The sequence below is a fragment of the Algoriphagus lutimaris genome, from assembly GCF_017051705.1.
GTDB classification, from domain to species: domain Bacteria; phylum Bacteroidota; class Bacteroidia; order Cytophagales; family Cyclobacteriaceae; genus Algoriphagus; species Algoriphagus lutimaris.
Genome location: NZ_JAFIDJ010000002.1, coordinates 1,272,865 through 1,285,800, shown reverse-complemented (window position 1 = coordinate 1,285,800; position 12,936 = coordinate 1,272,865). Strand labels below are relative to the sequence as shown.

Sequence of the window (12,936 nt, the reverse complement as noted above, 5' to 3'; positions counted from 1 at the left end):
TATGTACGTTGATTTTAATAAAATGCCTGAGAATTCCAGAGTTTGGGTATATCAGGCTGAGCGGACTTTAAATGAACAGGAAGCGTCTCAATTAAAAAGAAGGCTAACTGCCTTTTGTGAAGGTTGGAATACGCATGGAAATCTGATGCCTACTTCTTTTGATTTGATTGAAAACCAGATCATCCTGCTGGCAGTGGACGAAAGCAATTTAGGAGCAAGTGGATGTTCAATTGATAGTTCGGTCCGAGTGCTTCGTCAATTGGAAGCTTCCTTGGGAGTTGACCTGACCAATCAGGGAAAAGTGAGTTACAAAAATAACCAAACTATTAAAGTTTCCCCGGCTCTGGGAATCAAACAAAAAGTCCTTGCGGGGGAAATCTCCGTAGATACGGAGGTAATAAATCCATTGATTAAGGAAAAATCACATTTAAATCAGCTATGGATTCCCGCAAAGTCTAGTTGGTTAAACAAATTTTTCCCAAATTAATTAGTAATATTCAGCTTAGATAGATCATCAATAGCCCTTTCAGATGAAAAACCATTTTTTGTGGATCACCTTTATTCTCTTAATGAGCTTGAACGCCTGTAAAAGCCTTCAAGAAAAAGCCAATGATCAGTTCCTTTCCGGTCAATACCAATATGCCATCAACTCTTATTCCCAGATTTTGGAATCGGATCCTGATAATCAAGAGGCTAATACGGCAGTGGCTGAGAGTTTCAGACTTTCAAATAGGATTGAAGACGCAGGCCCTTATTATGAAAAATTGGTAGAGGAAGATCCTTCATTTGACCTTCTTTTCCGTCTTGGCCAAAGTTTAAAAGCACAAGAAAAAGATGAGGAGGCCATTGAAGCGTTTGAGAAGGCAAAAGGGTTTACCCAAGATGAAAGCTTGCTTGCGGAAACACAACGGCAAATTGAAGCGATTAACTTAGCAAATGGGATTGAGGAATACTTCCCGAATTACGTTTTGGTCAATTACAATGAATTGAACACTCCGGGTGCCGATTATGCCCCGGTGACCAATGATAATTTTATTTATTTTACATCTGGACGAAGAGCATCTGGAATTTACCCAGCAGATGGATCTCCCTATACCAAACTGTTTAGAACAAGAGCTGAAGGATTGAGAGTAGATGTGGGAAATATTCAGACTTTACCGGAATTCCAAAATGAAGAGGGGTTAAATCAGGCTGCCATAGCCATCAGCCCTGATGGAAATACCATTATCTATGCAAGAGGAAATTCAACTTCTCCAAAAGATCTTCCAGAAACCGCACTTTTTGCCTCCTATTTTAGAGGCTCAGGCTTTACTCAGCCCATTTGGATGCCTGTCAATGAAGACGAGTTTTGGTGGAATTCCACCCCCGCTTTCAGCCCAGATGGAGAGGAACTATATTTCGCATCCAATAGACCAGGAGGATATGGAGGCATTGACCTTTATAAAGCTACGAAATTAGCGAATGGTGATTTTGGGAATGCGGTCAACTTAGGACCGAACGTGAATACTCCCGGAAATGAAATGTTTCCAAGACTTACTACGGACGGTAAATTCTTCTTTTCATCCGATGGTCATCCCGGATATGGTAAACTGGATTTATTCGTAGCTGAAAAAGATGCCTCAGGAAAACAGGTAATCAAAAACCTAGGAGAAAATTTTAATTCACCAGCAGATGATTTTGGAATTTTCTTTACCAACTACCCTAAAGAAGGATTTATCTCCTCAAACCGTGAAGGCGGAATTGGAGACGATGATATTTACTTCTTTGAAGACAAGACTCCAAAACCCAAAATTGTCAATGTACTTCTTAATGTATATACCAAGCAACGGGTAGCAGGGGAACCAGATGCAGTGCTGGAACAAGCACGTGTAGTTCTTTATGATGATAACAATGAGCAGTCCGGAGGAGATTTTTCCAATTCAAATGGCCGGGTAAGATTCACCTTAGAGCCCAATGCGGATTTCACAATCATAGCCTCTAAAACCGGTTATTTCTCCAAGTCAATTCCATATACTACAGTAGGAAAAACTCCAAATCCCGAAGACTTAATTCAGGAAGTAACCAATATCACCCTAGACACGACAATTGTTTTGGATCAGTTGATCTTAGAGAAGTCCATCGTGTTAGAAAACATCTATTATGACCTGGACAAAGCAGATATCCGCCCAGATGCTGCGGTTGAATTGGATAAATTGGTTCAGGTTTTGAAAGATAATCCTTCCATAAAAATTGAATTGAGTTCACATACGGATGATCGATCTTCTGATGAGTATAACTTAGACTTGTCACAGCGAAGAGCTCAATCTGCAGTTGATTATTTAGTATCACAAGGGATCAGTCGGGACAGATTGGTTGCCAAGGGATATGGTGAAAGTCAGTTAATCATCCAAAATGCAACAACGGAGGAAGAGCATCAAGTAAACAGAAGAACTGAATTCAAGGTGATTGAAATTATAGAGTAAATACCATGGAAATATGATAAAAGTGGTCAAGTTGGAATGCAAACCCAATTCTGACCACTTTTCTCTTTTTAAGTTTTCCCAAACTTACTCCCGAATTGATGGGGAATACTTAACTTTGCAGCTATGAACGAGCGATACATGCAGCGCGGAGTTTCCGCCTCCAAAGAAGATGTACATCAGGCCATTTCAAAACTTGACAAGGGTCTCTATCCAAAAGCCTTTTGTAAGATCGTGGAAGACACCCTTGGAAACGATCCTGCTTACTGTAACATCATGCATGCTGATGGAGCAGGCACCAAATCATCCTTAGCCTATTCTTATTGGAAAGAAACTGGGGATTTGAGCGTTTGGAAAGGAATTGCTCAAGATGCAATCATCATGAACACTGATGATTTGCTTTGTGTGGGCGCGATCAATAATATTTTGGTTTCCTCCACCATTGGCAGAAATAAAAACCTTGTTCCTGGCGAAGTCATTTCCGCCATTATCGAGGGCACTGAGGAAGTACTTCAGATGCTCAGAGACAATGGGGTCAATGCAGTCCTTACGGGTGGAGAAACAGCAGACGTAGGGGATTTGGTTAGAACCATCATTGTAGATAGCACAGTCACCTGTAGGATGAGAAGAGATGAAGTGATCTCTAACGATACCATTCAAGCAGGTGACGTAATTGTAGGATTAGCTTCCTTTGGTCAAGCCAAATATGAGAGTTCTTACAATGGAGGAATGGGTAGTAATGGACTGACCTCTGCAAGACATGATGTTTTCAATAAAGTATTAAAAACCAAATACCCTGAAAGCTTTGATCCTTCTGTTCCAGAAGATTTGGTCTATTCAGGAAAATACAATTTGACAGATGCAGCTCCAGGCTCTCCTGTAAATATTGGAAAGTTGGTGCTTTCTCCTACCCGAACTTATGCTCCAATCATGGTAGATGTCTTAAATTATATGAGATCTAGAATTCATGGTTTAGTACATTGTAGCGGAGGGGCGCAAACCAAAGTGTTGCATTTTGTAGATGATGTTCATGTCATCAAGGATAATTTATTTGAAACACCTCCTCTATTCAATATCATCCAAGAAGAAAGTGGTACAGATTGGAAAGAAATGTACAAAGTATTCAATATGGGACATAGAATGGAAGTCTACCTGGATGAACGATATGCTGAGGAAATCATTGATATCGCAGAATCCTACGGAGTAGAAGCTCAAATCATTGGTAGAGTGGAGCCTCATGAAGGGAAAAAAGTTACCATTAAAAGCCCTTACGGAGTCTTTGAATATTAATTAATAATGGCATTTAAAAAGCTGGCGTATAACATAGGGAAAATCCTCTTAGGGGTTTTCCTTTTTGTTTTTTTGGTGGCTATAATCACCTTGACCAAAGTGGATAGATCTCCGATCGAGGATCAGGATTTCTATAAAAAAACTTTTTCGGATCTAGAGAAGCTCCAACTTCAAGGTTCTGAAACATCAGTTTGGTTTGCTGGCTGGGGTAAATCCAATATGACACCGGATGAACCCGTTGAACTAGTGGGATATGCCCCTAGGGGGAATTACGAATTTGTACAAGACAGCAGTTTTGTAAAAGCCTTAACTCTTGGTAATGGGGAAACAACAGTAGCTTGGTTAAGCTATGAATTATTGATTGTACACCCTCATTTAGCCAAGGAAATTCAAACAGCCATCCGCGAACAAAGTCTGCCTATTGATCAGGTGATTTTTACAGCTACCCATACCCATGCAGGAATGGGAGGATATATGCCTGGCCCATTAGGAGAATTGGCCTTCGGAGGATACCAAGAGGAAACTGTAAAGTTGATTGTCAACAAAACCTTGACGGCCTTAAACCAAGCTCTTGCTACTCAGGACAGCACTACAATTCAATATAAAAAAGTCGATGCTTCAGAATTTGTTGCCAATCGTTTTGTCAAAGAAGATCCAATTGAGCCTTCCATCCGACAGATAATCTTTACCAAGAAGAGCGGGGAAAAAGCCACATTTTTCACCTATTCCGCCCATGCGACTATTCTGAGTTCCAAATTCATGGGACTTTCAGGAGATTACCCTTACTACCTAATGAATGACCTGGAAAATGGGGATTTTGATTTTGCAATGTTTGCAGCTGGCACCGTAGGAAGTCATCGCCCACTAGCATCAGGGAACAGTCCTGAAGAGGTGCAGGAGTATGCCCATCTACTGGATTCAGTGATGCAGATCAAAATGACCTATTACGCTACGCTTCACACTAACCGCATTGAAACGGGAACCTTACCGATTGCTTTAAGAGAACCTCACCTCAGGATTTCAGATAATCTAAGGATTAGACCCTGGCTTTTTAATTACCTGTTAGGCGATACCAATGTGCATTTCGACATCACCCTTATAGGGAATACCTTGATGATAGCCTCTAGCGGAGAGATTTCAGGAGTATTCTTTGCCAGTTGGGAAAAGCAAGCAAAAGAGCATGGCTTAAACCTAATGATTACCACCTTTAATGGAGGCTATATGGGGTACATTACTCCTGATAAATACTATGACCAGAAGTTTCATGAAGTTAGAGAAATGAACTGGTATGGACCTGGCAATGGGAAATACTATGATGATTTGATTAGGAAAATCATCAATAAAGTGGGCCAATAAAAGAAATTTCGATTCCCATTTGTCCTATAAATTGGAATAAATGTCCTGCTGGCTAACTACTTTAGGACATTACCTTTGTTTAAAATTTAGGCAAAAATGGACTGGAATAAGGACACTACATTGAAAAGCATTTTGAGCTGTAACTGCCCAAAATGTCATCATGGAAAAATGTTTGAGAAAGGAAAAATTTCTAAACCCTCAAGCCTTTTTAGTATGAACAAGAGATGTGAAAATTGTCATCAATCTTTTGAGCCGGAACCAGGTTTTTATTTCGGAGCAATGTTCATTAGTTATGCTTTTAACACTGCCCTTTTTATTACGGCCTGGGTACTCTTGAAAATCTTCTATCCAGACTATTCTTTGACCACGCTTTTGGTCACCATCAGTTTGGCAGCAATTCTTGCCTTACCAATCATATTCCGATTAAGTAGATCAATTTGGATCGCTATTTTTATCCCTTATAAGAAGAAATCGGAACCATCAAAAAACCAGTCGGCAGTTTAAAGTAGGTTTTCGGTAAATTAGTTGAGAAATTCAAATATGCCTAAAACCACACTTCCCACGTATCAAATCCCAGATTTTGAAAAAGTTTCTGTTGATCCCCAAGAGTTTTATTATTCAAGGCTAGAAAAACATTTACAAACTCATCTATTCATCCAAAAACCTCACAAACACGATTTTTATATCCTCGTTTTATTTGGCCATGGAAATGGAACTCATATAATCGATTTTAAATCCTACCCAGTGACCTCCAAATCTATGTTCTTCCTTGCCCCCGGGCAAGTTCATACCTGGACCCTTTCCCCAGATACAAAAGGACACATTCTATTTTTTAGCCAATCATTTTACACCTCGATATTTAGCCTTGCAAAGCTCAATAGCTATATTTTCTTTAATTCAAATCTAACTATCCCATTGATAAATTTAGAGGTTGCCCAGTTCAATGAATTGGTTTTCAGCTTTCAAAAAATTGAAGAAGAGATTTCTCATCCCAGTTGGTCAAGCATGGATTTATTAAAAAGTTATACTAATATTCTTCTGACCCTTTCTTATCGATATTATTTAGATCAAAATCCACAGCTTAAAAGTCAAACACCCAATCTCAATCAATTCCAAAAGCTGGAGAAAATCATAGAGGAAGCATTTACAGTTCAAAGAGATGTAAATTATTACGCCACCCAAATGAATATGAGTTTGAAGCAACTTAATCTATTCACCCAAAAAAAGGTAGGGAAACCTATTTCAAAAATACTTATTGAACGAGTCATTTTAGAATCCAAACGTTTGCTAGTACATTCAGATTTAAGTGTTTCCGAAATTGCGTTCAAATTACAATTTGTAGACCCAAGCTATTTCAGCAGACTATTCAAGAAGAAGACTTCTTATACTCCTGAAGAATTCAGATTACTTCAAAAATCATCATCCTTCTGAAATTTTCCATACTTGAGCTTTAACCCAACCTTTTAAAAAGATCTGTTCTTTTTCCTTTTCCCATAAACAACGTTTGAAAAGCTCCTCATATTCAGGAATATTTTTCCTTTTATGTTGTGCCACCATCCTGAAAAAGCTAATCATGAAAAATTGTAGCATTTTATTTTTTAGAGTGGTGGGTTGAAAAAAATCCACAAAAAAAATCCTGCCTTCTTGATTCAAAGATCTTTTCAATTGATCGAGCAACTCCATGATTTCTGAATCAAACATGGTATCCAACACGAAATGAAGCCAGATTTCATCAAAGGTATGATTTTCTTTTTGCCTAAAATTTCCCAAATGGAAGTTTAAGGAACTTCTATGAAGGTTTTTCTTCGACAGTACAAGCATGGATTGCGATAGCTCCCAATAATCTCCCAGTAGGTTTTCCTGATAGTTCTGATAGTCTTTCCCATCTCCTCCTCCAATAATCAAGACCTTTTTCTCTCCTAAACGTGAGATAAAGGATCGTTTAGCTACGGCTAGCTGATTGCCAAAAACCAATTTGGCCAACCGATTGTAAAAGGGAGCAATAAAACCGTAACTGTCTTTCATCTGTTAAAAATGTAACTTAGTGAAAACCCAAAATAATTTTTTATGAAAAATATATTTAAATCCATTTCAGGACTTCGTCAAATTCTGTCTAATGTTGACTTAGACCAAATCTCAAAACTTTCCCAAAAAGTAGACTTACCCAAAATGGTAAACTTAGTCTCAAAAATGAGTGAGGAAGATCTTTCTAAAATGATGGGAATGCTCAAAGGGGGAAGTAGACCTAAAGAAATCCCACCTATCAATGGGGATTTCTATGAATTGGGAAAAAGTTTACCTCGTCACGAACGCGAAATCCAACTGAGAGTAAGGGAGTTTATGGAAAAAGAAATCAAGCCCATCGCCAATCACTATTGGAACCGAGCAGAATTCCCCATGCATATCATTCCTAAAATGGCAGAATTGGATATCGCTGGATTAACCTATCAAGGTTATGGATGCCCAGGTCATTCTGCTCTTTTGGAAGGGTTTATCGCGATGGAAATGGCGAGAGTCGATACATCCATGTCTACCTTTTTCGGGGTACAAAGCGGGTTGGCAATGGGATCTATCTATTTATGTGGATCAGAAGAGCAAAAGAATGAATGGCTCCCTTCCATGCAAAAGTTGGAAAAAATAGGAGCATTCGGGCTTACCGAACCAGAAGTGGGATCAGGAGTCGCAGGCGGTCTTACCACCACCTGTAAAAAAGAAGGAGATGTTTGGATTTTGAATGGTCAAAAAAAGTGGATAGGGAACGCGACTTTTTCGGACATCACGATTATTTGGGCAAGGGATCTGGATGACCAACAAGTCAAAGGCTTTATTGTAAGAAAAGAAAACCCTGGATTTGTTGCTGAGAAATTAGAAGATAAGATGGCGCTAAGAACTGTGCAGAATGCCTTAATTACTATGACTAATTGTGAGGTTCCAGAATCGGATCGTCTACAAGAAGCCAACTCTTTTAGAGATACTGCCAAAGTGCTTCGCATGACCAGAGCCGGAGTGGCTTGGCAAGCTGTAGGTTGCGCTAGAGGAGCCTATGAATTAGCGCTGGCCTATACCAATGAGCGTAAACAGTTTGGTAGACCTATTGCATCTTTCCAATTAGTTCAAGATCTCCTAGTAACTATGTTAGGAGACTTAACAGCCATGCAAACGATGGTCTTCCGATTGTCTGAAATGCAAGACAGCGATCTATTAAAAGATGAACATGCTTCCTTGGCCAAAGTCTTCTGTACCCTCAGAATGCGTTCCATAGTGGATCATGCCAGAGAATTATTTGGTGGTAATGGTATTTTACTACAACATGATATTGCACGATTTGTAGCCGATGCTGAAGCAGTCTATAGCTATGAAGGAACCAAAGAAATAAACTCTTTGATCGTAGGCCGTGCGATTACCGGACACAGTGCTTTTGTCTAATTACCAAACAAAAAGCACCCAGGGGAGGAAGAAAGTAGCCTCCATTCTATATCTGATTTGGTAGGAACTGAGCCTCTTATTAAAAAATGTAAGGTAATGGATCAAGCCCATGATCAAAATCAGGCTGGAAAACACTTTATAAAAAGAGGGCAGGAAAATAACCCCACAAAAAAAAACAAGAATAATCATGATGGATAAAATCCGAATGACTCCATTTAGTTGATCTTTAGGCAACACACTTACCAAAGAACCATAACCTGAGGCTTGGTCCTTTCCTGCATCTAAGTAAGAAAGCATAATTAAGTTGAGGTAAGCCAAAGCGATGTATCCCGCTGTAGTAATTCCTGTCTCCCAAGTCCAGTCAAAAAATGAAAATCGGAGGAATGGAAGCAAGGCAATCCCTATGACATAGAAAATCGCGGTATTCAATTCTTTCAACCAATGATAGGTAGGTGGCAATTTCCGAATGATTAGCATGACTAATAGGATAATCATACCTAATATCCCACCAGCGAAGAGTTCTTCCCCGATCCCAAAAACCATGTAGGCACCATATAAACCCACTAACCCCACTATAATCAATAAAAACCATAGAGCGAAGCCATGCTTCTGATGAAACCCATGCCGATCCATTTTGGAACCTATAGGGTGAACTCTTGCATCCATCAAATGGTCAAATGTATAAATTGCCCAAACAGCCATCCCTAGCAAAGCATAAATGGTCCAATGCAAAGGGACTCTCAGTAGCTTTGAAAAAAAGAGCATTCCTCCCATCGCTCCAAAAACCACATCCAATGAAAGCCAAGTAAGCCGTTGGTATAATTCTTTTACTGAATTCACGCTTAAAGATACCCACGCATTCGGATTTGACAGATAATGCTTATTTTAAATTTCTCTTTTTCCAACGTTCTTTCAGTCTATTAAAAGAATAGGAACTGATTTACCTATTTAAATTTGACAAAAACCCTAACAGATGAAAAAAACCTATTTGATTTTAACTTTTGCACTGATTTGTAGCTATTCATTTGCTCAATCAACACTAAAAGTTGCCTGTGTAGGCAACAGTATTACCCAAGGCCCAGGCAGAGACAATCCGGATAGCTGGCCATTACAGATGCAGAAAATCCTTGGAGATGGATACGAAGTTGGAAATTTTGGAGTTAGCGGTCGAACTTTGCTTCGTAATGGCGATTACCCTTATTGGAATGAGCCCCAATTTCAGCAAGTCAAAGATTTTGCTCCAGATATTTTAGTGATTATGCTAGGCACCAACGATTCCAAACCTCAAAACTGGAAATATGCATCTGAATTCAGACAAGATTACCTAGATATGATTGCTGAATTCAGAAAGACGATGCCCGTAGATGGGAAAGTATATGTAATCATGCCAGTTCCTGTTACGAAAGACAATTTTGGCATTACAGCCTCTATCATGAACAATGAGCAAAGAATGATGATTGTAGATATTGCCGAAGCCGCCAATGCAGAACTAATAGACTTATATACTCCATTGATGGATAAAGCTGAATTGCTTCCAGATGGTGTTCATCCAGATGTGGAGGGGTTGGGAATTATGGCCGAAGTAATTGCCAGAGCGATTAGGTTATAAGAAGTCGAATGTAAGAAGGTCAGAAAGTTACTCCTCATTTCTAGCCTGCATAGGTGGAGAATCAATCTAGATGATTTGAACACGATTATTCTACCGTCATTCCGAGTGGCGCGAAGCAATCCAGATAGCAGAATCACTTATCTAAAAAGAAAATCAATAACCTTTTCTTAAAAATCAAACCCTCCAGGCTTTAGAAACCTGGAGGGTTTTTGTTTTTTCTACTCCACAAAACCAATTTGTTTCCATTCTCCCTCAATAAAATCATTTTGCTGTGGCACACCCGGTGTACTTCTCCCCTCCTTGATATATTTAATCAGGAGCGATTTCAGAGCAGCAACTTTCTCAGGATTTTCTGCATACACGTTTTGAGATTCCGAAGGATCTGATTTCAAATTGTATAGCTGAACATCTGGGAGTTCAGATTCGGATGGGTCCCCTGGTTTAGGAAAACTCCAGCCACCGGAACCTTTTGCCATGATTAACTTCCAATCTCCTTGCCGTATTGCAAAACTCCCATTGATAGAATGGTGCACTGTGGCTTCTCTAAATGAATTCACTTCTTTATCTGCATCAAATAATGCTAGAAGACTATAGCTATCTTCCCCCTCATTATCTTTTAAAGAATAGCCTACAATATCAGCACTAGTAGCCATGAGATCCGTTAGACAAATGGTTTCATCCCGTGAGGTTCCATTTTGTATTTTCTTGGGCCATTTTGCGATAAAAGGAACTCGATGACCTCCCTCAAAAATATCTGCTTTATGTCCTCGGTAAATATAGCTAGAGTAATGTCCCATAGCTTGCATTTTATCAATACCTGCTGCTGGCGAGCCTCCGTTGTCGCTGGTAAAAATCACCAAGGTATTCTCCTCAATTCCCGCATCCTTGATGGCTTGATTCAATTTCCCCACATAGTCATCAATCATCATCATAAAGTCCCCAAAAGGCAATAATCCACTTTTACCTTGCCATTCTTTAGGAGGTAATATGGGTGTATGAGGAGAAGGCAAAGCCAAATAAAGGAAAAATGGTTCTTCTTGGTTAGCATGTGATTCAATGTATTCAATCGAACGATCAAAGAAATTTGGGGTCACTTCTTCATGCACAAAATCCGGAGAGGTCGGCCCTTCTCTCCACCATGAATATTCTCCTGTATCGACAGTGACAGTATCTGGAATAGCAGTAGGCATTCCATTTTCAACATAAACATAAGGAGCCATATCCAAGGAACCGGAATGCCCATAAGCATAATCAAAACCTAGATCATTTGGAGTGTGAGTTACTGCTTTACTAAAATCCAATTGATCAAAATCCTTGGCATCCCATCCTTCACCCTGAAGAGAATCGCCTGCTGCTAAGGCCCAGTCCCAACCTAAATGCCATTTACCAATAAATGCAGTTTGATAACCTTTATCTTGGAGCACATCAGCGATCGTAGTTCGATCATCCGGGATTAAAGCCTTCGATTTCCCCGTAAGCACCCCATTTTTCAGCCTACTTCTCCAATTATACCTTCCAGTCATAAATCCATATCGGGTCGGAGTACAGACTGCTGAAGGAGTATGTGCGTCAGTAAAAATCATTCCCTCAGTCGCAAGTTGATCAATATGCGGAGTAGGGATCTTGCTCTCAGGATTGAAGGCCCCAACATCACCATAACCCAAATCATCCGCTAATATTACAATAATATTGGGTTTCGAAAGTGGAGCAACCTCTTCTCCCTTTTGACAAGAAAAAAGCCCTAGAAATAGAATGAAAAAGAAAATGGGGTAATCCTGAGGTTTCATAAATAAGAATAAATAATACAGGGTTATGATTAAAATACTAATAAACAAAAAAACCACAACTCTTTCGAGCTGTGGTTGAAGTTGGATCTATTGCAAGTAATAATTACCCTAAAGCTTCTGCACCAGCAACAATCTCAAGGATCTCATTGGTAATCGCAGCTTGACGGGTTCTATTGTACATTAATCGAAGTTCTTTCAGCAATTCACCCGCATTTTCAGTTGCTTTATCCATGGCAGTCATTCTAGCCCCATGTTCAGAAGCATTGCTTTCCAATACTGCTTTATATAGTTGAATTTTCAAGGAAGTTGGAACTAACTCTTCAATGATGTAAGATCTTGAAGGTTCCAAGATATAATCTGCCTCAGAAGTTTTCACTTCAGTAGTCTCCTCTTTGGCCATCGGTAAGAACTGCTCAGTTTTTACAATTTGAGTAGCCACATTCTTGAATTCATTGAACACTAGGTATACCTGATCGTAATTCCCGGCAACGAACGAATCCATCGCATATTCAGCAGCAAGGCGAACATTCTCAAAATTCAGATCTTGGAAAACCTGGTAGTAATCTGAAATAACAGAATATTTCGATTTTTTGAAATATTCATATGACTTTTTACCTAAAGGCAAGATGGTCACATCATATGCAGAAAACTGTTCTTTAATAGCTGCATTGGTAGCCTTGATGATATTGGTATTAAAAGCACCACAAAGTCCCTTATCTGAAGTTACAGGGATTAAAAGTACTTTTTTCACCTCACGCTTTTCGGCATAAATAATATCCGCAGCTCCTTCAGATGCTGCAGAAACATTATTCAGGATATTCGTTAACTTCTGAGAATAAGGACGCATTTGGATAATTTTATCCTGCGCTCTTCTCAACTTTGCCGCAGATACCATTTTCATTGCTTTGGTAATCTGCTGGGTAGATACTACCGAGTTAATTCTTTCCTTTACTTCCTTAAGGTTAGCCATCAGTGATTGCTTTGTAAGCTATAGAAATTCCGGTAGGAT

General features: G+C 39.4%; 12 protein-coding genes. 8 read left to right on the top strand and 4 right to left on the bottom strand.

The window, feature by feature from the left end; all coding sequences use genetic code 11:
* The first annotated feature begins 1 nt into the window (after position 1).
* From JYB62_RS16160 to JYB62_RS16135, 6 genes are all read left to right on the top strand, one after another.
* Positions 2-487: a hypothetical protein gene (locus JYB62_RS16160; protein ID WP_205646431.1), complete on the top strand. Its 486-nt coding sequence runs from the start codon at positions 2-4 to the stop codon at positions 485-487.
* Between the two features lie 43 nt (positions 488-530).
* Positions 531-2,462 (top strand): OmpA family protein, encoded by a 1,932-nt coding sequence (locus JYB62_RS16155; RefSeq protein WP_205646430.1) that lies wholly within the window; start codon positions 531-533, stop codon positions 2,460-2,462.
* Between the two features lie 123 nt (positions 2,463-2,585).
* Complete coding sequence (locus tag JYB62_RS16150) at positions 2,586-3,749, top strand: AIR synthase related protein (RefSeq protein ID WP_205646429.1); 1,164 nt, start codon at positions 2,586-2,588, stop codon at positions 3,747-3,749.
* Between the two features lie 6 nt (positions 3,750-3,755).
* Entirely contained in the window at positions 3,756-5,105 is a 1,350-nt protein-coding gene (locus JYB62_RS16145; RefSeq protein WP_205646428.1) for a neutral/alkaline non-lysosomal ceramidase N-terminal domain-containing protein, read from the top strand.
* A 213-nt stretch (positions 5,106-5,318) separates the two neighbouring features.
* On the top strand, positions 5,319-5,609 hold the full coding sequence (locus tag JYB62_RS16140) for a DUF983 domain-containing protein (RefSeq protein ID WP_205646427.1): 291 nt from the start codon (positions 5,319-5,321) through the stop codon (positions 5,607-5,609).
* A 36-nt stretch (positions 5,610-5,645) separates the two neighbouring features.
* The gene (locus JYB62_RS16135) at positions 5,646-6,536 is read left to right on the top strand and encodes an AraC family transcriptional regulator (RefSeq protein ID WP_205646426.1); all 891 of its coding nucleotides are present in this window, start codon (positions 5,646-5,648) and stop codon (positions 6,534-6,536) included.
* Here the strand turns inward: JYB62_RS16135 and JYB62_RS16130 are convergent.
* Positions 6,525-7,130 (bottom strand): class I SAM-dependent methyltransferase, encoded by a 606-nt coding sequence (locus JYB62_RS16130; RefSeq protein ID WP_205646425.1) that lies wholly within the window; start codon positions 7,128-7,130, stop codon positions 6,525-6,527. The two genes, JYB62_RS16135 and JYB62_RS16130, sit on opposite strands and share 12 nt — an antisense overlap.
* Positions 7,131-7,172: 42 nt before the next feature.
* On the opposite strand from JYB62_RS16130, the gene JYB62_RS16125 reads away from it, so the two are divergent.
* Positions 7,173-8,531, top strand: coding sequence for an acyl-CoA dehydrogenase family protein (locus tag JYB62_RS16125; protein ID WP_205646424.1), 1,359 nt, complete (start codon positions 7,173-7,175; stop codon positions 8,529-8,531).
* Here the strand turns inward: JYB62_RS16125 and JYB62_RS16120 are convergent, their stop codons facing one another.
* A complete protein-coding gene (locus JYB62_RS16120; RefSeq protein ID WP_205646423.1) occupies positions 8,532-9,371 on the bottom strand; it encodes a hypothetical protein in 840 nt (279 codons plus the stop codon).
* Positions 9,372-9,504: 133 nt separating this feature from the next.
* Between JYB62_RS16120 and JYB62_RS16115 the strand changes: the two genes are divergently transcribed.
* Positions 9,505-10,140, top strand: coding sequence for a GDSL-type esterase/lipase family protein (locus JYB62_RS16115; RefSeq protein WP_205646422.1), 636 nt, complete (start codon positions 9,505-9,507; stop codon positions 10,138-10,140).
* A gap of 218 nt (positions 10,141-10,358) precedes the next feature.
* Here JYB62_RS16115 and JYB62_RS16110 read toward each other — a convergent pair whose 3' ends face one another.
* Positions 10,359-11,927, bottom strand: a complete 1,569-nt coding sequence (locus tag JYB62_RS16110) for a sulfatase family protein (RefSeq protein ID WP_205646421.1) — start codon at positions 11,925-11,927, stop codon at positions 10,359-10,361.
* Positions 11,928-12,030: 103 nt separating this feature from the next.
* Positions 12,031-12,897, bottom strand: a complete 867-nt coding sequence (gene atpG / locus JYB62_RS16105) for an ATP synthase F1 subunit gamma (RefSeq protein WP_205646420.1) — start codon at positions 12,895-12,897, stop codon at positions 12,031-12,033.
* Positions 12,898-12,936: the final 39 nt, after the last annotated feature.